The following is a 23,532-nucleotide window of genomic DNA, read 5'->3' as shown; positions in this document are numbered from 1 at the left end:
CAGCTACGTTGGGCTGATGACCAAGCCAATCTCGACGCTCCTGATCCTCGGCGCCGGCGGGGACCTTGCCGCCCGGCTGCTTCTTCCCGCCCTCGGCCAGCTGCTCACCGCGCACCCCGACCGGCGTGTTCAACTGATCGGGGCAGGTCGAGAGGAATTCAGCCCCGCCGAGTGGCTGGCGAGGCTGACCACGTCGTTCGCGCTGGGTGAGGGGGCCGGCGCCGCAGTGGAGAACGTCCTCGAGACAACGGAATACCACACGAGCGACCTGGCCGATCCAGCCGAGCTGGAGCGCCTGATCGCGCTGTGCTCCGGTGTGCCCGCGATCTACTTCGCCCTGCCGCCGGCCATCGCGGCCGGGGTCTGTGACGCCCTCGCCGATGTCGCCCTGCCCGACGGCACCCAACTCGCCCTGGAGAAGCCGTTCGGCGTCGACGAGCAGGGTGCCATCGCCTTGAACGCGCGGTTGGCCAGGCTCGTTCCGGAGGACCAGATCCACCGGGTCGACCACTTCCTCGGGCGCTCCACCGTGCTCAACCTCGTGGGACTGCGGTTCGCCAACCGGATCTTCGAACCACTCTGGAGCAACATCCACATCGAACGCGTCGACGTCGTCTACGACGAACAGCTCGGTCTCGAGGGCCGCGCGGGCTACTACGACCGGGCCGGCGCCATGGTCGACATGATCCAGAGCCACCTCCTGCAGGTTCTGGCGGTGCTCGCCATGGAACCGCCATCGTCGCTGGATGCCGCCGACCTCCGAGACGCCAAGGGCATCGTGCTGCGTGCCACCCGGCTCCGCGGCGGCAGCCCCACCCGCTCCAGCAGGCGCGGACGCTACACCGCGGGAACGGTCGACGGGAAGAGCGTCCCGGCCTACCTCGACGAGAAGGGGGTTCTGGCGGCCAACGACACCGAGACCCTGGCCGAGGTGACGTTCGAAATCGACAACTGGCGGTGGGCGGGAGTGCCGTTCACCCTCCGCTCCGGCAAGGCGCTGGCCGAACGCCGCCGGGAGATCGCCATCACGTTCAAGCCCGTGCCCCACCTGCCGGTCGGGCTCAGCGGGCTGCCGGGCCCGACCGTGCTGCGCATCTTCCTCGGGCCGGACGAGATGGCCATCGACCTCAACCTGAACGGGCCGGGAGACCCGCACACCCTCGACCGGGTGCGCCTCGCGGCATCCTTCGGTCCGGGCCAGCTGCTGGCCTACGGTGAGGTGCTCGAGGGGGTGCTCGACGGTGATCCAGCCCTGTCGGTGCGGGCGGACACCGCGGTGCAGTGCTGGCGAATCGTGGCGCCCATATTGGCGGCCTGGCGCGCCGGGAAGGTGCCGCTGGAGGACTACCCGGCAGGCACTGACGGCCCGGCGGAGTGGAAGAAGCTCGGCTGAATGGAGGCCGGTCGAGGAGAGCTAGGCGACGAGGCGAGCGCGCTCTTCCGACTGCTGGGCCGACGGGGTCACGGGCTGGGCGGCGGAGAAAATCGGAAGGTGCACGGGAACCTTCGACGATGCGCGCTCGGGTTCCGCGCGCTCGGGTTCGGCCCACACTGAGATCGGCGCGGGGGTCCACGGCAGCGCGGTGGGCTCGGCGACGACCTCGCCGCGCAGGAGGGCAGTCTCGGTGCGCAGCACGGCGGCGAGCGAGGCGGCGATCTGGTGGGCCTTGAGGCCGTGGAAGATCACGTCGGTGTCGCTCTCGCTGCGGGGGACGAGGGTCCACTTGCCCTGGGCGCCCACCAGCTGTGAGAGCTGATCGTGCAGGAGGGTGAAAACCTGTTCGTCACTGAGCTCGGGAACGGGTGCGGCAATGACCGGTGCGACGCGACGTCGGCGACCAAACATCGGTGGCCCCTTTCAATTGGCATGCTCGTGTTCCTATCAGTCTGCCGCCCGGAAGGGGGCTTGACCGGATGACACGCCGCAGGAAACCGCAAGTCAGCTGTCGATTTGCCGTTCGTCCGCGTCCTTCATGACCGTGCCGATTGCGACCGCGGCGCTGAGCGCCCAGCCCAGCCACATCAGCACGAGGCGCCAGTCGCGAGGCCCGCTCCTGGTGGCCTGAAAGATGTTCCACCCGCCGGCGATGACGCCGATCATGGCGCTACTGAAGATGAACTTTCGCATGTGAGGGCCTCCTGCCTTCTACGCTACTGGGCCGGGCCGGCTCGCGCTCCCTCCGGGTTACCCGCGTGTTGCCTCGATCGCTGACCGATCGTGCAGAACCTGACCGATCGGTCAAGTAATGTGAACGGGTGCCTCCAGAACCTTCCCCGACTCATCCCGCGCTCACCCGACCGAGCACCGGCGACGAGCTGCGGGCCACCGCGCTCGCCCAGTTCGCGTCGATCGGCTTCGCCGGCACGTCGCTGCAGCAGATCGCCGACGCCGCCGGCTATTCGAAATCGAGCGTGCTGTACCACTTCGCCTCGAAGGAGGCGTTGCTGGGGGAGGTCCTCACTCCCGCGATCGACCGGCTCGAGGTCATCCTCAACCGGTACGTCGGTGCCCCCGACGGCACGGCGTCGCGGCGGCGGTTCGTCGACGATTTCATCGACTTCCTGCTCGAGTTCCGGCTCGAGCTGCACACCTTCATCAACCAGGCCCAGTCCCTTCGCGGCATCCCCGTCATCGACCGGGCGGGCGCGCTGATCGTTCGCCTCTCCGACACCCTCTGCCACGACGGTGCCAGCACGGAAGACCGCATCCGTTTCGGTATCGCCCTCGGCGGCGCCGCGTACACCCTGGTCGCGGGGATGACCTTCCTCGACAAGGACATCGCCCCGGCGGACGAGATCCGCCAGGCGCTCTCCGTCGTGATCACCGAGCTCCTCGCCCCCGTCGCCGTCCACACGTCCCAGTCCCGGAAGTAGCACCATGGCCACCCTGCTCTACCGCATCGGACATTTCGCCTATCGCCGCGCCTGGCTCGTGCTCGGCATCTGGGTTCTCCTCCTGGCCGGGATCCTCGGCGGCGGCTTCGCCCTCGGCGGCCACAGCCAGGAGTCCTACGCGATCCCCGGCACTGAATCGCAGGACACCATCGACAAGCTCGCGGAGGTGTTCCCGGCCGCTGCGGGCGCCCAGGTTCAGGTCGTCTACCGGGCGCCGGACGGGGCATCCGTCACCGCTCCCGCTTACCGGGCCGCCATCGAGGAGATGGCCACCGCTCTCGGTGATGTGCCCGGCGTCGACGCAGTGATCACCCCGTTCTCCGAGTACGCCTCCGGCGCGATCTCGAAGGATGAATCGACCGCGTTCAGCCAGGCGCAGCTCAGCGGGCCGTCGACCACGGTCACCCAGGCCACTCTCGACGGGCTGACCGCGACCGCGTCCATCGGCCGGGACGCGGGCCTCCGGGTGGCGTTCGGCGGCCAGGTGTTCCAGGACAACACGTTCGGCATCACCATCACCGAGGTCTTCGGCCTGCTCTTCGCCGGGGTCGTGCTGCTCGTCACCTTCGGCTCGCTCATCTCCGCCGGGATGCCGCTGCTGATGGCCCTGATCGGTGTCGGGGTGGCAATCGGCGGCATCACCGCGATCTCCGCATTCGTGCCTGTCTCCAGCACCGCCCCCATGCTGGCCCTCATGCTCGGCCTCGCCGTCGGCATCGACTACTCCCTGTTCATCCTGTCCAGGCATCGCACCCAACTGGCGCGTGGCACCGACCCGCACGAGTCCGCCGCGACGGCCGTGGCCACGGCGGGCAGTGCCGTCGTGTTCGCCGGGCTGACCGTCATCATCGCCCTGCTCGGGCTGCTCGTCGTCGGGATCCCGTTCCTGAGCGTGATGGGGGTGGCCGCGGCATTCGCTGTCCTCGTGTCGATCGGGGTCGCGATCACCCTCCTGCCGGCGATCCTCGGCCTGTCCGGGGCGAGGCTCGCCCCGAAACCCGGCGGCCGGGCGCACCGCCGGGCGATGATGCCCGACACCGGCCGGCCCACCCTCGGCCGGCTCTGGGTCGGCGTCGTGCTCAAAGCGCCCGCGCTCGTGGTGCTCGTCGTCGTCGGGATCCTCGGCACCCTGGCCATTCCGGCCCTCAGCCTCGACCTCAACCTGCCCGACGGCGCCTCCGAACCGGCCGCGTCCACCCAAAACAAGGCCTACACCCTGATCGCCGACGGCTTCGGGCCCGGCTACAACGGCCCGCTGATCGTGGTCGTCGACATCACCCAGACGACGAATATCTTCGCCGACCTCGACACCATCGGAGCGCGCCTGCGCGCCCTGCCCGACGTCGCCTTCGTCAGTAAGGGAACGCCGAACCCGACGGTCGACACCGCCATCATCCAGGTCATGCCCGGCAGCGCCCCGAACGCCCCGGAAACGAAGGACCTCGTTCAGTCCATTCGTGCCCTCGCACCCGAGATCGACGCGTCCCTGGGCACCCCCATCGCGGTGACCGGCGCGACGGCCGTCTCGATCGATATCTCCAACCGGCTCGGCAACGCGTTGATCCCGTTCGCGTTGATCGTCGTCGGGCTGTCGATCCTCCTGCTCACCATGGTCTTCCGTTCGATCTTCGTGCCGGTCAAGGCCGCCCTCGGCTTCCTGCTCTCCGTGTTCGCGTCGATCGGCGCCACCGTCGCGATCTTCCAGTGGGGTTGGTTCGCCGACCTGCTCGGCGTCGCCCACCCCGGACCGATCCTGAGCTTCCTGCCGATCCTCCTGATGGCCGTGCTGTTCGGTCTCGCCATGGACTACGAGGTCTTCCTCGTCTCCGGAATGCGCGAGGAATTCGTCGCCAGCGGCCGCCCCCACGACGCCATCGTGCACGGCTTCTCGCACGCCGCCCGGGTCGTCACGGCGGCCGCGCTGATCATGTTCTTCGTCTTCTTCGCCTTCGTGCCGGACGGAACCGGCGCGATCAAGGGCATCGCCTTCGCCCTGGCCATCGGCGTGTTCCTCGACGCCTTCCTCGTGCGGATGACCCTGGTTCCGGCCGCGATGGCGCTCGCCGGCCGCTGGGCGTGGTGGCTGCCGCGCCCCCTCGACCGGCTCCTGCCCGACGTCGACATCGAGGGCGTCGGCCTGCGCCGGCACCTCGACGACAGTGTGTGGGCCCAGGCCCAGGATGCCGCGATCACAGCGGAGGCCGCCGTGCTCGGCGTTCCGGAAAGCCGGCTCGGGCCGCTCGACCTCACGGTGGCCGCGGGCTCCGTGGTGTTCGTCACGGCCGGCGCGACCCGTCGCCGCGTGCTCGCCGCGACCCTCGCAGGGCGCCTCGACCTCGTCTCAGGGCGACTCCAGGTGTGCGGAGCGCCGCTTCCCAGCGAGCGGAGCACGGTCATGCGCACCGTCGCCCTCGCCGAGATAGGCGGCCGGCACGACACCGGGCTCACCGTCGGCGAAGTGCTGGCCGAACGACTCGACCTCGCCCACCCTTGGCACCGAACCGCCAGGCGCCGCGCTGAGCTCACCGTCTGGCTGGGCCGTCTGGAGATCGCCCTCCCGCAACCGTCCGGCAGGCGCCCGATCACGGCGGCCACGCCCATGGCCACCCTGCCGGCCATCGACCGGGCCGTTGTGCTGGTCGCGGCGGCGCTCGCAGAACGCCCCCGCGTCGTCTTCGTCGACCTCGGTGACGGGCTCCCCATCGATCCGGGGGGCCGGGACCTCGTCGTCATCCTGGCGGCACTGGCCCCGGCCGCCACCACGATCATCCTCGGCTCAGGATCGGATTCCGGGTTCGGTTCCGTCGCCTCCCGAGCTCCCGAATACGGTGCGAGAGCCGTGCAGGAGATCACCCTTGACGCCGTGGAAGACGACGCCGCTCTCGACAGAGACTCCGCCCTCGACAGAAAGGCCCTCCAGCGATGAGCACGAGGCTTGATCGACTGTTCAGCCGCACGCCAGGGCAGCGACGGTGGGCCCTCACCGCGCTGCTGGCCGGCCTGATCGTGGTGCCCCTCGCCGTCGCCGGCCTCTTCGCCGGCGCGCTCGCAAGCGCCGACCAGCGGGTCGACACCCTGCCGGCGCTCGTCGTCAACAACGACACGTTCGTCACGACCACCCTGCCCGACGGCTCGCAACAGAAGGTGCTCGCCGGGCGCCAGCTCGTCACCGAACTGACCAGACCGGCGAAGGCCGGCTCGCCGTCCACCGGCTTCGCCTGGGCGATCTCCAACTCGACGGATGCCGCCGCCGCGCTCGCCGCGGGGCAGGCCTACGCCGTGCTCACCATCCCGGCCGACTTCTCCGCCTCGGTCACCTCGCTCGGCGGGAAGGCTCCCACCCGGGCCGACCTCGGCATCCGTACCGACGATGCCCACTCCTACCTGGCCGGTTCGGTCGCGCAGTCGGTGGGCACCGCGATGACGGGGGTGTTCGGCCGCGAGATCACGGCGCAGTACCTCAGTGCCCTCTACTCGAACCTGTCCGGGTTGGGCGAATCCCTCACCCAGGCGTCCGACGGCGCCGCCCAGGTTTCCTCCGGGGTGATCGGCGTCGCCACCGGCCTCGACAGCCTGGCCTCCGGGGCGGCCTCCGCGGCATCCGGGGCGGCCTCCGCGGCATCGGGCGCCGCCGCTCTTTCCTCCGGTGTCGCGGGATACACGGGCGGGGTCGACGCCTTGAGCTCCGGCCTGGCCGGCCTCGGCTCCGGCGCGGCCGGGCTCAGCCGGCTCAGCGACGGCTGGGCGCAGTACACCGGGGGAGTCGGCAGCGCCGCGGCCGGCTTCGGCTCGCTGACCGCAGCCCTGCTCGCCAACCCCACGAATGCGCCCTACGCCCAGTCCCTGGCCGGCTACCAGGACGTTCTGGACACCCTGGCCGGGCAGGGGAACGCGCTCAGCGGCCAGACCACGACCGCGCTCAGCGGGGTGCAGGACGGCATCACCCAGAGCGCCGCGGGCGCATCCCGCCTTGCCGCCGGATCGGCACCGCTGCGCACGGGGGCGAGCGACCTCGCCACCGGGATCTCGGGGCTCTCCGATGGTGTCGCGGGGCTCTCCGGGGGAACCGCGGCCGCGGCATCCGGCGCCCACCAGCTCGAATCCGGAGCCGGCGAACTCGCGGCAGGACTCAAGGACGGCGCGGCCAGTGCCTCCAGGCTGAGCGAGACCGACCCTCAGCAGACCGCCGCCGTCGTGTCCGAACCGGTCGCCATCGTCAGCACCCGTGACAACCCGGTGGATTCGATCGGGCCGATCATAGGCATGGTCTTCGTGCCGGTCGGCCTGTGGATCGGTGCGCTGGCGATCTTCCTGGTGCTGAGGCCGCTCTCCGCGACGGCCCTGGCCTCCACCGCCGGGACCGGCCGCCTGGTCGGGCGCACCCTCGGCCGGGCCTTCCTGGTCGCGGCGGCGCAGGCCGTCGTGGTCGTGGCCCTGTTGCACAATGCGCTCGGGGTGTCCTGGCTGTTGCTGCCGTCGACCCTGGCCTTCGCGGTCTTCCTCGCGTTCGTCTTCGTCGCCGTGCACCACTTCCTCGTCACCGCCTTCGGCCGCGTCGGGATAGTGGCTTCCCTGGTCCTGCTCGCGCTGCAGATCACCGCGGTCGGCGGCCTCTACCCGATCGAACTGGTGGCGAAACCGTTCCAGCTGGTGAGCCCGTTCCTGCCGTTGACCTGGGCGGTCAAGGGGATGCAGGCCATCACCGCGGGCGACGGCGCGAATGCGACGGCCCCCGCTGCCTTCCTGGCCCTGTTCGCGCTGTCCGCTGTGCTTTTCTCGCTCTGGACCGTCGCCCGGCGGCGCGGGGCGCGCTCGTTCGGAGTGTCCCTGGCCCGCGGGTAAGGCTGTTGGCCGGTACGACCTGGCCGGTCCGACCTGGCCGGTCTAGTGGTGGCGGCCCGGCAGCAGCGCCTCGAGGGCGCGACGGGACCGCGGAAAGCGCCGGGGGCGGGCCTGCAGCGTGTGCAGCCGGGCGAAGGCGAGGGTCTCCACGAGCAGGGCCAGCCGCTCCTCCTCGGTCTTGCACTTGCGGGTGTTCACCTCGGCGACGACCTGGCCGTCCCAGCGCGCCTTCGCGAGCATGCCGAGGACCTCGGCGACGGGTTCGCTGCCCCGGCCGGGCAGCAGGTGCTCGTCGAAGACCTTGCCTTCGTCCAGAGAGCCTGAGCCGTCGCAGAGGTGAACATGCCGGAGCCGGTCGCCGAGCGAGGTGGCCATGGCCAGGCTGTCGTGCCCGCTCAGCGCGCAATGCGAGAAGTCCAGGGTGGCCGCATCGCAGTCCATCACGGTCGGGTCCCAGCCGGGGGAGTACGCCTTCACGCTGCGGCCGCCGAACTTCCAGGGGAACATGTTCTCGACCGCGATCTCGATCCCGGTCTGGGCGCTGATCTCACGCACGATCGCGAGGAAGTCCACCGCGTATTCGGCCTGCCAGCGGAACGGCGGGTGCACCACGACGGTGGATGCTCCCACAGCCCTGGCCAGCTCGGCCGAACGCTCGAGCTTCACCCGAGGGTCACGGCCCCAGACGAAGTGCGTCAGCAACAGGACGGGCGCGTGGATCGACAGGATCGGCAGGTGGTACTTCTCGGACAGCGCGCGCAGCGCCGCGGCGTCCTGGGTGACCTCGTCACGGGTCACCATGATCTCGATCCCGTCGTAGCCGGCCAGCTTGGCGAGCCGGAACGACTGCTCGGTGGGGAGAGGATAGGCGCACGTCGTGCTCATGCCGATGCGGATCATTGGCGTCAGCATAGTCATCGTTCCTTAACCGTTGGGGGTGCGACGCCCATTGTTCCGGCCGGGCTTGTGGACCGGCTGATAGCCTTGCAGAACCAGCAAGGTGATCGCGCGAGGCGCTCGCCGGAACGGAAGAGACCATCTCGCCAGCAGCCGAGTCCCCCCAGTCCGCCGGTTCGGCACAGACCTACTCGCTCGTGGTGGTGTCGAACCGCTTGCCGGTCGATTTCGAGGTTGCCGACGACGGGACGGAAAGCTGGCGCACTTCGCCCGGCGGTCTGGTCACCGCGCTCGAGCCGCTGATGCGTTCCTCGGACGGGGTCTGGGTGGGCTGGCCGGGAGTCGCCGACCGCACCTTCGGCCCCTTCGTCAACGACGGAATCTCCATCGCTCCGGTGCGGCTGAGCGCGGCGGACCTGGAGGACTACTACGAGGGTTTCTCCAACGACACGATCTGGCCGCTCTATCACGACGTGATCGCCCCGCCGAGCTTCCACCGCGAATGGTGGGAGGCCTACGTGCGGGTCAACCGGCGTTTCGCCGAGGAGGCCGCGGCCGCGGCGTCGCCCGGCGCGACCGTCTGGGTGCACGACTACCAGCTTCAGCTTGTGCCGCGGATGCTGCGCGAGGCCCGCCCCGACCTCGTGATCGGTTTCTTCAACCACATCCCGTTCCCGCCGGACGGAATCTACGCCCAGCTGCCCTGGCGCAAGCAGATCCTCGACGGCCTCCTCGGCGCCGACCTGATCGGCTTCCAGCGGGCGGCCGACGCCGGCAACTTCTCCCGGGCGGTCCGCCGCCTCTACGGCTACCCGACCCGCGGGGTCGCCATCGACGTGCCCGGCCACAACGGGGTGCATCGCCGCGTCATCGCCAAGCACTTCCCCATCTCGATCGACGCCCGGTCGTACGAGGAACTGGCCAGGCGGCCCGAGGTGCAGGAGCGGGCCCGGCAGATCCGGGAGGACCTCGGCAATCCGAAGACGATCCTGCTCGGCGTCGACCGGCTCGACTACACCAAGGGCATCCTGCACCGGATCAAGGCGTTCGGCGAACTCCTCGAGGACGGCAGCGTGAGCGTGGAGGACGTCACCCTGGTGCAGGTCGCGAGCCCGTCCCGGGAGCGCGTCGGACCGTACATCGCCCTCAGGGACGAGATCGAACTCGCGGTCGGCCGCCTCAACGGCGACTATTCGACGATCAGCCACACCGCGATCAGCTACCACCACCACGGCTACCCGCGCGAGGAGATGGTAGCCCTCTATCTGGCCGCCGACGTGATGCTCGTGACCGCCCTCCGCGACGGGATGAACCTCGTCGCCAAGGAATACGTCGCCGTGCGGTTCGACCGCGACGGCGTCCTGGTGCTCAGCGAGTTCGCCGGCGCGGCGGACGAGCTCAAGCAGGCCGTGCTGATCAACCCGCACGACATCGACGGGCTGAAGGCGGCAATCCTCCGAGCCATCGCCATGCCGCGGCAGGAACGCCTGCGACGGATGCGCGCCCTGCGCCGCAAGGTCTTCGACAACGACGTGGCCGCCTGGTCCGCCTCTTTCCTCCGCACCCTCACCGAAGGAGCAGCTGTGCGCCCCGGCATCCCCGATCCCCTCGCCGCCGCCCTCCGGGACGTCACCAGCACCGGGACCCTGCTCGTCGCCCTGGACTTCGACGGGACCCTGGCCCCGCACGTGGACAACCCGGAGGACGCCAGAGCCGTCGACGGCACCCGCGACGCCGTGCAGCGCCTGCTCGACCAGGACGGCGTGCGCGTCGCCTTCGTGTCCGGCCGGGCACTGGTCAGCCTCCAGCACGTGTCGCAGCCGCAGAGCGACGTGCTGCTGACCGGCTCGCACGGCATCGAGGTGCAGCTGGACACCCCGGAGATCGAGCTGGACCTCGTCTCCGCCGAACTCGAGCAGCTGGACACCCTGGCCCAGGTGCTCGAGCGCATCTCCGGCGGTGTCGCCGGAACCTGGATCGAACGGAAACCCGCCGGCCTCGCCCTGCACACCCGGCTCGCCACCCCGCAGGCCGCCCAGTCGGCGCAGAAGCAGGCCCGCGAGCAGCTCAGCGTGCTTCTGCCGGGCCTGACCGTGCGCGAAGGCAAGAACGTGCTCGAATTCGCCGTTCGTGCCAGCACCAAGGGCGACGCCCTCGAGCGCCTCCGCCGGCACACCGGCGCCGACCACGTCTTCTACGCCGGGGACGACCTGACCGACGAGGACGCCTTCGCGGTGCTGGGGGAGGGTGACCTCGGCCTGAAGATCGGCGCGGGCGCATCCCTCGCCGGCTACCGGGTTCACGGCCCGGAGGAGGTGCCCCTCGTGCTGGGAATGATCGCCGATTTCCGGGACGCGGCCGCGGAGACTCCGCCCCAGCCGGGAGCCTGAGGGCCGGCCGACGTTCGGGGCCCGGCGACGTTCTAGACTCAGTGCATGCCTGAGTATGATCTGAAACCGCGCAGCCGCGACGTCACCGACGGAATCGAAGCCACCACCTCGCGGGGCATGCTTCGCGCCGTCGGAATGGGAGATGCCGACTGGGAGAAACCCCAGATCGGGATCGCCAGTTCCTGGAACGAGATCACCCCCTGCAACCTGTCCCTTGACCGCCTCGCCCAGGCCGCCAAGGAAGGCGTGCACTCCGGAGGCGGCTACCCGCTGCAGTTCGGCACCATCTCCGTCTCCGACGGCATCTCGATGGGCCATGAGGGCATGCACTTCTCCCTCGTCTCCCGCGAGGTCATCGCCGACTCCGTCGAGGTCGTCATGCAGGCTGAGCGACTCGACGGTTCCGTCCTCCTCGCCGGCTGCGACAAGTCCCTGCCCGGGATGCTGATGGCCGCCGCCCGCCTCGACCTCGCCAGCGTGTTCCTCTATGCCGGTTCGATCGCACCGGGCTGGGTCAAGCTCTCGGACGGCACCGAGAAGGACATCACCATCATCGACTCGTTCGAGGCCGTCGGCGCGGTGAAGGCCGGCCGGATGACCGAGGCCGACGCCAAGCGGATCGAGTGCGCGTTCGCCCCCGGCGAGGGTGCCTGCGGCGGCATGTACACCGCCAACACCATGGCCAGCGTCGCGGAGGCCCTCGGCATGAGCCTGCCCGGCTCGGCCTCGCCGGCCTCGGCCGACCGCCGCCGCGACTACTACGCGCACCGCTCCGGAGAGGCCGTGGTCAACCTGCTGCGCCTGGGCATCACGGCCAGGGACATCCTCACCCGCAAGGCGTTCGAGAACGCGATCGCCGTGGCGATGGCCTTCGGCGGGTCGACCAACGTCGTGCTGCACCTGCTCGCCATCGCGAACGAGGCCGAGGTCGAGCTCAGCCTGGACGACTTCAACCGGATCGGCGACACCGTGCCGCACATCGGCGACCTCAAGCCGTTCGGCAAATACGTCATGAACGACGTCGACCGTCAGGGCGGCGTGCCCGTGGTGATGCGGGCGCTCCTCGAAGCCGGCCTGATCCACGGCGACGCGCTCACCGTGACCGGCAAGACGGTCGCCGAGAACCTCGCCGAGATTGACCCGCCCGACCTCGACGGCGAGGTGCTCCGCACGCTCGACAACCCGATCCACGCCAGCGGCGGCATCACCATCCTCAAGGGCTCGATGGCGCCGGAGGGGGCCGTCGTGAAGACCGCCGGCTTCGACAGTGACGTCTTCGTCGGCCCGGCCCGCGTGTTCGAACGGGAACGGGCCGCAATGGACGCGCTCACCGTCGGCGGGATCGCGAAGGGCGACGTCGTCATCATCCGTTACGAGGGTCCGAAGGGCGGCCCCGGCATGCGTGAGATGCTCTCGATCACCGCGGCCATCAAGGGCGCAGGGCTCGGCGCCGATGTACTACTGTTAACGGACGGCAGATTCTCAGGCGGCACAACCGGACTGTGTATCGGCCACATAGCACCCGAAGCGGTGGACGCAGGTCCCATCGCCTTCGTGCGCGATGGTGATCTCATACGGGTCGATATCGCAGCTCGCACGCTCGACCTACTGGTCGACCCTGAAGAGCTGGCTGCACGGCGCATCGGCTGGGCTCCACTCCCACCGCGCTATACCCGGGGAGTACTCGCGAAGTACTCGAAGCTCGTCCAGTCAGCGGCCGTCGGCGCCGTGACCGGCTAGCGCTCACCATTCGTCAACGAACTAGGGACTTGATCTCATGACCGCGGATTCACCCGTGCCATCGCCATCACCCTCGCCCGCCGCGCCCGGCCTGTCCGGCGCCGGCGTCGAGCCGGAGATCCTCACCGGCTCAGGGGCCATCATCCGCAGCCTCGAGCTGCTCGGCGTCACCGACGTCTTCGGCCTCCCGGGCGGCGCCGTCATCCCGCTCTACGACGAGCTGATGACCCAGGACGCCATCCGGCACATCCTGGTGCGCCACGAGCAGGGAGCCGGCCACGCCGCCGAGGGCTACGCCTCGGCGAGCAACCGCGTCGGCGTCGCCATCGCCACCAGCGGCCCCGGCGCCACCAACCTCGTCACTGCGATCGCGGACGCCTACATGGACTCGGTGCCGATCGTCTGCATCACCGGCCAGGTCTTCTCCACCCTGATGGGCACGGATGCCTTCCAGGAGGCCGACATCGTCGGCATCACCATGCCGATCACCAAGCATTCCTTCCTCGTCAAGCGGCCGGAGGACATCCCCGCCGCCATCGCCTCCGCGCACCTGATCGCGTCGACCGGCCGGCCCGGCCCGGTGCTCGTGGACATCACGAAGGACGCCCAGCAGAACAAGGCCCCGTTCATCTGGCCGCCCAAGCTGGACCTGCCCGGCTACCGGCCGATCACCAAGGCCCACGGCAAGCAGGTGCAGGCGGCCGCCCAGCTGCTCGCCGAATCCCGCAAGCCGGTGCTCTACGTCGGCGGCGGCGTCATCCGCGCCCGCGCGTCCGAGGAACTCCTCGCCTTCGCCGAGCTCACCGGCACGCCCGTCGTCACCACGCTGATGGCCCGCGGCGCCTTCCCCGACTCGCACGAGCAGCACCTGGGCATGCCGGGGATGCACGGCACGGTCTCCGCGGTGCTCGCCCTGCAGGAGGCCGACCTGATCATCGCCCTCGGCGCCCGCTTCGACGACCGGGTGACCGGCAAGGTGTCCGAGTTCGCGCCGCACGCCACCATCGTGCACGTCGACGTCGACCCGGCCGAGATCTCCAAGATCCGCACCGCTGACGTGCCGATCGTCGGCGACGCCAAGGACGTGATCGCCGACCTCACCGTCGCCTACGCGACCTCCGTCAAGACGACGACCCCCGACATCAGCGTCTGGTGGACCTACCTCAACGGCCTGCGCGAGGAGTTCCCGCTCGGCTACTCCGAGCCGACCGACGGCCTGCTCGCCCCGCAGTACGTGATCAAGCGGATCGGCGAGCTCACCGGCCCCGAGGGCGTCTACGCCGCCGGCGTCGGCCAGCACCAGATGTGGGCGGCCCAGTACATCAAGTACGAACGGCCCAACTCCTGGCTCAACTCGGGCGGCGCGGGAACCATGGGGTACTCCGTGCCCGCCGCGATGGGCGCCAAGGTCGCCGAACCCGACCGGGTCGTCTGGTCGATCGACGGCGACGGATGCTTCCAGATGACCAACCAGGAACTGGCCACCTGCACGATCAACAACATCCCGATCAAGGTGGCGATCATCAACAACTCGTCGCTCGGCATGGTGCGCCAGTGGCAGACCCTGTTCTACGACGGACGCCACTCCTTCACCGACCTGAACACGGGCCACGGCTCGGCGATGGTGCCCGACTTCGTGAAGCTGGCCGAGGCGTACGGTGCCCTGGGCATCCGCGTCACCAGCGCCGACCAGGTCGACGACGCGATCAAGCTCGCCCTCGCGACGAACGACCGGCCGGTCGTGATCGACTTCATCGTCAGCCGCGACGCGATGGTCTGGCCGATGGTGCCGCAGGGCGTCAGCAACAGTTACGTGCAATACGCCAAAGACCATGCACCGACCTGGGGAGAGGAATAACCATGAGCTCCCACGTTCTCAGCCTCCTCGTCGAGGACAAGCCGGGCCTGCTGACGCGCGTCGCCGGCCTCTTCGCCCGCCGCGGATTCAACATCGAGAGCCTCGCCGTCGGTCGTACCGAGATCGAAGGCCTCTCCCGGATCACGATCCTCGTCGACGTCGAAGACCTCCCGCTCGAGCAGGTCACGAAGCAGCTGAACAAGCTGATCAACGTGATCAAGATCGTCGAACTCGACCCGTCGCAGTCCGTGCAGCGCGAACACCTGCTGGTCAAGGTGCGCGCCGACAACACGACCAGGTCCCAGGTGCTCGAGGCGGTCACCCTGTTCCGGGCCCGTGTCGTCGACGTCGGAATCGATGCGGTGGTGATCGAGGTCACCGGCGACTCCGGGAAGACCCAGGCGCTGCTGCGGGTGCTCGAACCCTACGGGATCAAGGAGATCGCGCAATCGGGTCTGGTCGCCATCGGCCGCGGGTCGAAATCGATCACCGAGCGCGTCTACAAAAACTAACCACACCGGAGATCCTGGGGATCTCGGCAAGCTCGACCACCGACAACAACAAGGAGAACATTTACTCGTGTCTGAGATTTACTACGACAAAGACGCTGACCTCTCGATCATCCAGGGCAAGAAGGTGGCTGTCATCGGCTACGGCTCCCAGGGTCACGCCCACGCCCAGAACCTCCGCGACTCGGGTGTCAAGGTCGTCATCGGCCTCAAGGAAGGCTCGAAGTCGAAGGCCAAGGCCGAAGAGGCCGGCTTCACGGTGCTCAGTGCCGCGGAGGCCTCCCAGTGGGCCGACGTGATCGTCGTCCTCGCCCCCGACCAGGTGCAGCGCCACCTGTTCACCGACGACATCGAACCCAACCTCGCCGAGGGCAAGGCCCTCGTCTTCGGTCACGGCTTCAACATCCGCTTCGGTTACATCACGCCCCCGGCGGGCGTCGACGTCGTCATGGTCGCCCCCAAGGGACCGGGCCACACCGTGCGCCGCGAGTACGAGGCCGGCCGTGGCGTTCCCGTCATCGTCGCCGTCGAGAAGGATGCCTCGGGTGCGGCCTGGCCGCTCACCCTCAGCTACGCGAAGGCGATCGGCGGGCTCCGCGCCGCCGGCATCAAGACCACCTTCACCGAAGAGACCGAAACCGACCTGTTCGGCGAGCAGGCCGTGCTCTGCGGCGGCGCGTCGCAGCTGATCCAGTACGGCTTCGAGGTTCTCACCGAGGCCGGCTACCAGCCGCAGGTCGCCTACTTCGAGGTGCTGCACGAGCTCAAGCTCATCGTCGACCTGATGTGGGAGGGCGGCATCGCCAAGCAGCGCTGGAGCGTCTCCGACACCGCCGAGTACGGCGACTACGTCTCCGGCCCGCGCGTGATCGACCCGCACGTCAAGGAGAACATGAAGGCCGTTCTCGCCGACATCCAGAGCGGCGCGTTCGCCGACCGGTTCATCAAGGACCAGGACGCCGGCGCACCCGAGTTCCTCGCGCTGCGCAAGAAGGGCGAAGAGCACCCGATCGAGGCCACCGGCCGTGAACTGCGCAAGCTGTTCGCGTGGAACGCCTCGTCCGACGACGACTACGTCGACGGCGAAGCCGCGCGCTAAGCGACCCGCGCGGTAACCACAGGGTACTTCTCGGCGACAGGGTCGGCCTTCAAGGCCGTCCGTGTCGCCGTCCGCGTTCGCCCTCGTGGCCGTCGCCGCTGCCGGCCTGCTCCGCGTCGGTCCGGCCGACCACTTCTCGCCGCGACGCAGGGTGCATCCGAGGAATCCCGGCGGGGCGTGGACGACGGACGAACCTTGGGGGAACAGCGGGTGAACGGGCCGCGAAAGCCCGGAGGGCGGCCATGAGGCACCCCCAGACTGGGGGTATGAGCCCTTTCAATCGACGTGACCTGCTGCGATCCGCCGGCGTCATCGCATTTGCCGGTGCCGCCGCGACGACGGCGGGCACGCTGCCAGCCCACGCCGCCGCTGCCACCACAACGGCCGGATTCCGGCACGGTGTTGCGTCGGGTGACCCGTTGCCGAGCAGCGTGCTGCTCTGGACGCGCATCACCCCGACGCCGGATGCGGCGCCGGGCTCGGGCCTTGGCCCCGACGTCACCGTGAGCTGGGAGGTGGCCGAGGACTCCGGCTTCCTGCGGATGGCGGCCCGCGGGTCCGTCCGGACCGGACCCGCTCGCGACCACACGGTCAAGGTGATTCCAGGGGGGCTGAAGCCCGGCACCGCGTACTGGTACCGGTTCTCGGCATCCGGGGTGACGTCGGCGACGGGTCGGACACGCACGGCACCCGCTGCCGGGGCCGCGGTGGACCGGCTGCGCATGGGTGTGGTCTCCTGCGCCAACTGGCAGGCCGGGTACTTCTCGGCCTATCGTTACCTCGCGGATCGCGGCGACCTGGATGTGGTCCTGCACCTCGGCGACTACCTGTACGAGTATGCCCCCGGCGAGTACCAGGCGCGGGACGTCGTCGTGCGGCCGCATGATCCGGCGGTCGAGATGACCACACTGTCGCACTACCGCCGCCGCCACGCGCAGTACAAAACCGACCTCGACCTGCAAGCCCTGCACGCGGCGGTTCCGTTCGTGGTCACCTGGGACGACCACGAATTCGCCAACGACGCCTGGTCGGGCGGGGCGGAGAACCACACGGAAGGTGCGGAAGGCGCCTGGGCGACCCGGCGCGACGCATCCAAGCAGGCGTACGCCGAGTGGATGCCGGTGCGCTTCGAGCCTGGCGGGCACATCTACCGGCGTTTCGAGTTCGGCACCCTGGCCAGCATCTCCATGCTGGACCTGCGCACGTACCGAAGCCGGCAGGCGTCCAGCGTCGTCGACCCCGCGATCGGCAGCCCGGACCGGACCCTCACCGGTGACGCGCAGATGGACTGGCTGCTCGGCGGCTTCTCCTCGCCGGCCACCCAGTGGAAGCTCATCGGCAATCCCGTCATGATCTCCCCGGTGCGCTTCCCCTCCACGCTCAGCGGGCAGGAAGTCGGCGCGGTCGAACAGCTCCTGGGCACCACCACGATCGACGGCGTCCCCTACAACGTGGACCAGTGGGACGGGTACACGGCTGACCGCAGCCGGGTGATCAGCCACCTCCGCGATAACGCCATCACGGACGCGGTCTTCCTCACCGGGGACATCCACTCCGGCTGGGCCTGCGATGTGCCGGCGGATCCGCTGACCTACCCGTCGAACGGCGCGTCCGTGGCCGCCGAACTGGTCTGCACGTCGGTGACCAGCGACAATCTGGACGACATCCTGGGGACGCCGCCACGGACGTCATCCGTCGCCGTCGAGGAGGCCTTCAAGGGCGCGAATCCGCACGTGAAGTACCTGGACTTCGACTCGCACGGGTTCTCCGTGCTCGAGGTCACGCCGGGCGCCCTGCGGATGGACTGGTACGTGCTCTCCGAGCGCACCAACCGCGCGGCGACCAGTACTTTGTCCACCTCGTGGCAGGTCGCCGCGGGCACCCAGGCCGTCAGCCGCGTCCTGTGAACGCCGCCCAGCCCCCTTCGCCCGCGGGCTTCCCGGCTGCCGACCGCCGCCAGTTCCTCAGACTGGCCGCGGCCGGTGGCGCCTCCGTCCTACTGTCCGTCGCGGCGGGGACCGCGCTCCCCGCCCCCGCGCGCGCGGCCGCTGCGACGGCGCCGGGTCCACGCACCCGCGTCTATGTGCTGGTCGTCGACGGCTGCAGGCCGGATGAGATCACGTCGGCACTGACCCCGCGCCTGGCGGCTCTCCGCGGCGCCGGGACCAACTTCCCCGCTGCCCGCTCCCTGCCGGTCATGGAGACCATCCCGAACCACGTGATGATGATGACCGGCGTTCGCCCGGACCGATCCGGGGTGCCGGCCAACTCGGTCTACGACCGCGCCGAGGCCGTCGTGCGCGACCTGGACCGGCCGACCGACCTGCGATTCCCGACCCTGCTGGACAGGCTCAGGGATGAGGGCTTCTCGACAGGCTCCGTCCTCAGCAAGCGCTATCTCTTCGGCATCTTCGGCGAGCGCGCCACCTACCGCTGGGAGCCGTCCCCGCTCCTCCCGGTGACCGGCCACGCGCCGGACAAGTTCACGATGGATGCGCTGATCGCCATGGTCGACGGCGTCGATCCGGACTTCGTGTTCACGAACCTCGGCGACGTTGACCGCGTCGGGCACTCGGACGTCTCCGGCACAACCCTGCAGGCGGCCCGGACCGCCGCCCTGGCCGACACCGACAACCAGGTCGGCCGATTCGTGGACCACCTCGTCGCGGCGGGCACCTGGCAGAGCAGCGTGCTGATCGTGCTCGCCGACCATTCGATGGACTGGTCCATCCCATCGAACGTCATTTCCGTCGATCAGATCCTCTCCGGCCGTGCGGACCTGCGCGAGCAGATCGCCATCGCCCAGAACGGCGGGGCCGACCTGCTCTCCTGGACGGGGCCACTCCGCGCTCGGGATGCCGGCCTGGCCGATGTGCGCGGCCTCGTCGCCGCGCACCCCGGGGTCCTGTCCGTTTCTGACCCTGGCGACCTGCGACTGGGTCCGGAGGCGGGGGACCTGGTCGCGTTCTGTCGGGCCGGCTGGCGGTTCTCCGATCCCTACATCGCGTCGAATCCGATCCCGGGCAACCACGGGCATCCGGCCACCGAACCGATTCCCTTCTTCGTGGCCGGCGGGAGTCCGAGAGTCTCCACCGGGGTGTCCTCCCAGCCCGCCCGCACGATCGATGTGGCGCCAACGGTGGGGGCGCTGTTCGGGCTGGCCGCACCCGCGGGCGGCTACGACGGGACGGCGCGGGCCGACGCCTTCACGGTCTGAGCCTTTCCCCATCCGCTTCCACGAGTGTCGTGCAACTGTCTCCTATTCGGACAAAAGTGGCCGGCACGCGGGCAACAGTTGTCTGAATGGGTAACGGTTGCGTTCGAATTCGGGCGGGCCGACCCGCAGGAGCCTGGCCTTACCCCGGCTGGTCCTGGGGAGAAGCGCGCCAGGCGCAGCGGTCCCGGATGTATGCGGCGACCGGCTCCGGCGCGAAGTAGACCATGTGGCCCACGCCGTCGAGCAGGTCGGGCCGTTCGGGATCGGTCGAGCCTGGCCGTCTGCGGATCCGGGCCAGCTCCGAGGCGATGCCCCGGAACACGGGATGAGACCTGTCGCCGCAGGCGAAGCGGATGTCGGCGCCCGAGCCGGCGAGGGCGGCCGGGTCGACGGTCTCGGCGGTCAGCGGAAGATCGCCCCGGATGAAGTTCTCGGCCAGGGCCGCGCCTCGCGCCGCGTACCACTCGAGTCCTTCCGGGGCATCGAGCAGCCCCGATGTGTCCGGCGCCTGCTCGTCTCCGGACCGGGCCACCTGGACGGCCTGGGACAGCGCGGCCATGGCGCCGGCAAAATCGCCGGGATGCGCGGCGAGGTGTCGGTCGACGTTCGCCCCTGCCCTGGCAGCGAGGGCTTGTCCGGACTCCGAATGCTGGAAGTAGCCCGGCTCGAACACGAGCACCCGACGCACGAGATCGGCGTGTCGGAGGGCCAGCTGCAGCGCCACGATTCCTCCGGCGCTCGCGCCGAAGACATGGGCGCCGCCCAGCCCGAGACTTCGGATCAACTCGGCGGCATCGTCGGCATGTTGCGCTCCGCCGCAGGGCCAGCCGTCGCTGCTGCTGCGCAGGGTGCCGCGCAAATCGTAGGTGACGACGGTGAATCCGCTCAGCCGTTCGGCGATTGGCGCGAACATCTCCGCGTCATCGCTGCAGGCACCGATGATGAGGATCGCCGGACCGGTGCCGCGCACCTCCGCGTACAGCCGGCATCCGTTGATGTCGTACCGTCCGGCGCGTGGTTTCTCGGCCCCGGGCAGGGCGAAGGGATTTCGGGACTCGGGATCCGTCATGGATGGATCGTATCCCCGCCCGGCGCCGGGTCCGGGAGTACGTTAAGCAGCGTTCGGGCGGATGCCCGGAACGACGTCAGTATCGAGAATCGGGGAGTCACCGTGAAGGCACTGGTTTATGGCGGTCCGGGCAAGAAGACCTGGCAGGACGTTCCGGATCCGGAGATCGTGCATGCCACCGACGCCATCGTGCGAGTTGAAACGACGACAATCTGCGGCACGGACCTGCACATTCTGAAGGGCGACGTGCCGGCAGTGCAGGTCGGCCGGATCCTCGGCCATGAAGGCGTCGGCACGATTACGGCCGTGGGCTCCGCGGTGAGCAGCCTCGCGGTCGGCGACCGGGTCATCATCTCCTGCATCAAGTCGTGCGGGCACTGTGCCAACTGCAAGCTCGGGCTCTACTCGCACTGCCTCGGCGACGAAGGACAGTCCGGCATCGGCTGGGTGTTCGGCCACCTGATCGACGGCACCCAGGCTGAGTTCGTGCGCGTGCCGTACGCGGAGAACTCCCTCCACCGGATCCCTCCGGGCGTCAGCGACGAGGAGGCCGTCATGCTCTCGGACATCCTGCCGACGGGCTTCGAGATCGGGGTGCAGTACGGCCGGGTCAAGCCGGGCGATGTGGTGGCCGTGATCGGCGCCGGGCCGGTCGGCCTCGCCGCCATCGCCACGGCCGGGCTCTGCGGCGCCGGAACGATCATCGCCATCGACACCGACGAGAACCGGCTCGAGCAGGCACGCCTGTTCGGGGCGACGGATGCCGTCGTCTCCGGCAGCCACGACTGGAAGCAGCAGGTGCTGGCGTTGACCGACGGCGCGGGCGTTGACGTCGCCATCGAGGCGGTCGGCATCCCGGAGACGTTCACGATGGCGGTCGACGTCGTGCGCCCCGGCGGCAACGTCGCCAACGTGGGCGTGCACGGCAAGCCCGTCGAACTGCACCTGGAGGACCTGTGGATCCAGAACATCAACATCAGTATGGGTCTGGTCAACACCAACAGCACCCCCATGCTGCTGAAACTGGTCGCCCGGGGCAAGATCCCCGCCGGGGCGCTGACCACCCACCGGTTCGGGTTCGACCAAGTCCTCGAGGCGTACGACACGTTCTCCCGCGCGGCGGAAACCAAGGCGCTGAAAGTCGTGATCAGCCGGAGCCGGATGGCGTAACCGTTCCCCGGTCGGACGAATGTTGCCGGCGTACCGGCGACATTCGTCCGCGTCGGTAACAGTTGCGCAGTCGGGGATAAACTCGGCGGATCGGTACGCTGGAGAAATGACTTCTGGAAACTCCGGCGACGACAACCGGGACGACGCCTTGGGCTGGGCCGGCGACGACGACCCGACCCTGCAGACGGGCACCGGAACGGCCCCCGGGGACACCGGCGGGGACGGCGCAGGGAACGGGCCAGACGTACCGCCCGTGGCCCCGCCGCCCGAGGGCTGGACCGTCACCGGGCCGGCATCCGCCGTCGAGGCGCAGGAAGCCGCCGAAGCGGCCGCTGCGGCCGCCGCGCCGGCCAGTTCCTTCGCCCTGATCGCCCTCGGCGTGTTCGGCGGGGTCTACCTGCTCTACACGATCGGCTGGTTCATCGGCATCTCCCGGATCGACAATCCGCTGTCGGACGCCGTCGGGCAGTTCATGTTCTCGCTCGGACTCTATCTCGCCGTCGCAGCGCCCGCGGTCTGGTTCGGCGCGACGTTCTGGCTGACCCGCACCAGGCCTCGGGCCAGGCTCGGTCTGCTGCTGCTGGGCGTCGTCCTGCTCGCGCCGCTGCCGTTCATCATCAACGCCGGGGGAATCTCATGAGCGCGACCGACGCAACTCCGGGTGCCGGCAAGGTCGTCGCCACACCACGCGGCACGCCGGGCGGCACCCCGCGCTGGCTCTTCCTCACCATCGCCATCGTCTTCGGGCTGTTCTACGCCTACGACGCGTGGGAGGGTGTCGGCAACCTGGTCGGACTCAACCTCGCAGCCCAGAGCCTCGACACCACCCTGAGCGGATTCGGCTGGGGGCTCCTGATCGCCGGCGTGCTGCTGCCCGTCGCGGTCTTCGCGCTCGCGATCCGGTTCGGCCGCGCCCGCTCGGCCGGCGTCCAGGCGCTCCTGCTGCTCGTGGGCCTGTGCCTGGTCGCCGCGCTCTCCGCGGACATCTTCATGTTCGGCCTCGGCAGCCTCATCGTCTGACCTGCCGGGGGGACTTCGCGCGCCCGGCGCGAGCTTCCGTTCGCGCGCCCGAGTCCCGGCGCGGCGGCCCCCATGCCGTCGCGGCGCATGTTGGGGAAGCGGGCGCGCGTTCCTGAGCCTGTTGATTATTGGAGGCTGGCGATCCGAGGCCAGCGCTCAGTCCCATGTCGGATGTCGATGGGCTGGTGTCGGCGCGGGCGATCGGGCGCTGTGATGGCCGGTTGGTCGTTCGGATGGCCGGTTCTCGCGGTGGTTCCGGGCCCCGGCTGGGCCGGTCTAGGTGATGGTGGGTGCCGCGGTGAGCCCGGCGGTGAAGAGTTTCATGAGGTTGGTGGTCAGGGCTGCGAAGTGGAGTTCGGCGTTGGCTGCTTGCTGTCCGCGGCACGCGAATTGGCGAAGCCCGCGACGGTCTTTGAGGAACGCATTCNCGGGCTCCGCGAGCTTGTTGATCATGGTTTCCGCTGAGCGGGAGATGGCCTCGCCCGTCCGGCCGACGATCGAGCCGACCCAGACGCCGTCTTTCATCGTGCCGCGTCCGGGAGCGAGCAACCGGTCGTAGCCGTCCGCCTCGACGTTCTCGTTGGAGAGGTAGCCGTTATCGGCCACGACGACACCGACCGAGAGATCGGTGCGGGGTGTTTCGGCCTGGCAGCGTTCCAGATTGGCTTTGACGTGGTCCATCATGGGGATGAGTTGGCCCTGATCGTTTGGGTCCGTGACTGCTTCAACGGCGATGATGAGTTGGTCATCCGCGGTGGCTACCTGCCCGTTATAGGCCTGAACGAAGCCGTTTCGGGTATGCATCAGGCGGGAGTCGGGGTCCGTG

General features: G+C 69.4%; 18 protein-coding genes. 14 read left to right on the top strand and 4 right to left on the bottom strand.

Going from position 1 to position 23,532, the window contains the following annotated elements; all coding sequences use genetic code 11:
* The first annotated feature begins 16 nt into the window (after positions 1-16).
* Entirely contained in the window at positions 17-1,393 is a 1,377-nt protein-coding gene (locus tag E3O32_RS11475; protein ID WP_134509614.1) for a glucose-6-phosphate dehydrogenase, read from the top strand.
* 21 nt (positions 1,394-1,414) lie between these two features.
* Here the strand turns inward: E3O32_RS11475 and E3O32_RS11470 are convergent, their stop codons facing one another.
* On the bottom strand, positions 1,415-1,846 hold the full coding sequence (locus E3O32_RS11470) for a hypothetical protein (RefSeq protein ID WP_134509612.1): 432 nt from the start codon (positions 1,844-1,846) through the stop codon (positions 1,415-1,417).
* Between the two features lie 93 nt (positions 1,847-1,939).
* Complete coding sequence (locus E3O32_RS11465; protein WP_134509611.1) at positions 1,940-2,128, bottom strand: hypothetical protein; 189 nt, start codon at positions 2,126-2,128, stop codon at positions 1,940-1,942.
* Between the two features lie 128 nt (positions 2,129-2,256).
* Here E3O32_RS11465 and E3O32_RS11460 point away from each other — a divergent pair, with 128 nt between their 5' ends.
* From E3O32_RS11460 to E3O32_RS11450, 3 genes are read left to right on the top strand one after another with little or no spacing between them, the layout of a single operon-like run.
* A complete protein-coding gene (locus E3O32_RS11460) occupies positions 2,257-2,874 on the top strand; it encodes a TetR/AcrR family transcriptional regulator (protein ID WP_134509610.1) in 618 nt (205 codons plus the stop codon).
* 4 nt (positions 2,875-2,878) lie between these two features.
* The gene (locus E3O32_RS11455; protein ID WP_134509609.1) at positions 2,879-5,821 is read left to right on the top strand and encodes an MMPL family transporter; all 2,943 of its coding nucleotides are present in this window, start codon (positions 2,879-2,881) and stop codon (positions 5,819-5,821) included.
* Positions 5,818-7,737 carry a YhgE/Pip family protein gene (locus E3O32_RS11450; protein WP_134509608.1) on the top strand — a complete coding sequence of 640 codons (1,920 nt, stop codon included), beginning with the start codon at positions 5,818-5,820 and terminating at the stop codon, positions 7,735-7,737. The genes E3O32_RS11455 and E3O32_RS11450 overlap by 4 nt, the downstream gene beginning before the upstream one ends.
* Before the next feature lie 42 nt (positions 7,738-7,779).
* Here the strand turns inward: E3O32_RS11450 and E3O32_RS11445 are convergent, their stop codons facing one another.
* Positions 7,780-8,637, bottom strand: a complete 858-nt coding sequence (locus tag E3O32_RS11445; RefSeq protein WP_134509787.1) for a sugar phosphate isomerase/epimerase family protein — start codon at positions 8,635-8,637, stop codon at positions 7,780-7,782.
* A gap of 197 nt (positions 8,638-8,834) precedes the next feature.
* Between E3O32_RS11445 and E3O32_RS11440 the strand changes: the two genes are divergently transcribed.
* The 7 genes from E3O32_RS11440 (at position 8,835) to E3O32_RS11410 (ending at position 19,447) form a co-directional block, all read left to right on the top strand.
* On the top strand, positions 8,835-11,024 hold the full coding sequence (locus tag E3O32_RS11440) for a bifunctional alpha,alpha-trehalose-phosphate synthase (UDP-forming)/trehalose-phosphatase (protein ID WP_420898110.1): 2,190 nt from the start codon (positions 8,835-8,837) through the stop codon (positions 11,022-11,024).
* A 45-nt stretch (positions 11,025-11,069) separates the two neighbouring features.
* On the top strand, positions 11,070-12,764 hold the full coding sequence (gene ilvD / locus E3O32_RS11435; RefSeq protein WP_134509605.1) for a dihydroxy-acid dehydratase: 1,695 nt from the start codon (positions 11,070-11,072) through the stop codon (positions 12,762-12,764).
* Between the two features lie 37 nt (positions 12,765-12,801).
* Complete coding sequence (locus tag E3O32_RS11430; RefSeq protein WP_134509604.1) at positions 12,802-14,622, top strand: acetolactate synthase large subunit; 1,821 nt, start codon at positions 12,802-12,804, stop codon at positions 14,620-14,622.
* 2 nt (positions 14,623-14,624) lie between these two features.
* Positions 14,625-15,134, top strand: coding sequence for an acetolactate synthase small subunit (gene ilvN / locus E3O32_RS11425; RefSeq protein WP_174774800.1), 510 nt, complete (start codon positions 14,625-14,627; stop codon positions 15,132-15,134).
* A 67-nt stretch (positions 15,135-15,201) separates the two neighbouring features.
* A complete protein-coding gene (gene ilvC / locus E3O32_RS11420; protein WP_134509603.1) occupies positions 15,202-16,230 on the top strand; it encodes a ketol-acid reductoisomerase in 1,029 nt (342 codons plus the stop codon).
* 266 nt (positions 16,231-16,496) lie between these two features.
* Positions 16,497-18,137: an alkaline phosphatase D family protein gene (locus tag E3O32_RS11415; protein ID WP_134509602.1), complete on the top strand. Its 1,641-nt coding sequence runs from the start codon at positions 16,497-16,499 to the stop codon at positions 18,135-18,137.
* Positions 18,134-19,447: an alkaline phosphatase family protein gene (locus E3O32_RS11410; protein ID WP_134509601.1), complete on the top strand. Its 1,314-nt coding sequence runs from the start codon at positions 18,134-18,136 to the stop codon at positions 19,445-19,447. Before E3O32_RS11415 ends, E3O32_RS11410 begins: the two co-directional genes overlap by 4 nt.
* 139 nt (positions 19,448-19,586) lie before the next feature.
* On the opposite strand, the gene E3O32_RS11405 is transcribed toward E3O32_RS11410, so the two are convergent.
* Complete coding sequence (locus E3O32_RS11405) at positions 19,587-20,516, bottom strand: alpha/beta fold hydrolase (RefSeq protein ID WP_134509599.1); 930 nt, start codon at positions 20,514-20,516, stop codon at positions 19,587-19,589.
* Between the two features lie 102 nt (positions 20,517-20,618).
* On the opposite strand from E3O32_RS11405, the gene E3O32_RS11400 reads away from it, so the two are divergent.
* From E3O32_RS11400 to E3O32_RS11390, 3 genes are all read left to right on the top strand, one after another.
* Positions 20,619-21,686, top strand: coding sequence for a zinc-dependent alcohol dehydrogenase family protein (locus E3O32_RS11400; RefSeq protein WP_134509598.1), 1,068 nt, complete (start codon positions 20,619-20,621; stop codon positions 21,684-21,686).
* 106 nt (positions 21,687-21,792) lie between these two features.
* The gene (locus tag E3O32_RS11395; protein WP_134509597.1) at positions 21,793-22,326 is read left to right on the top strand and encodes a DNA polymerase III subunit gamma/tau; all 534 of its coding nucleotides are present in this window, start codon (positions 21,793-21,795) and stop codon (positions 22,324-22,326) included.
* Positions 22,323-22,706, top strand: coding sequence for a bacitracin resistance protein (locus tag E3O32_RS11390; protein ID WP_134509596.1), 384 nt, complete (start codon positions 22,323-22,325; stop codon positions 22,704-22,706). The genes E3O32_RS11395 and E3O32_RS11390 overlap by 4 nt, the downstream gene beginning before the upstream one ends.
* Positions 22,707-23,532 lie beyond the last annotated feature (826 nt).

Origin of the sequence: Cryobacterium mannosilyticum (assembly GCF_004402705.1) — a bacterium.
Lineage (GTDB): Bacteria > Actinomycetota > Actinomycetes > Actinomycetales > Microbacteriaceae > Cryobacterium > Cryobacterium mannosilyticum.
The sequence above is the reverse complement of the archived record's forward strand: the minus strand, read 5'-3'. Positions and strand labels throughout refer to the sequence as shown.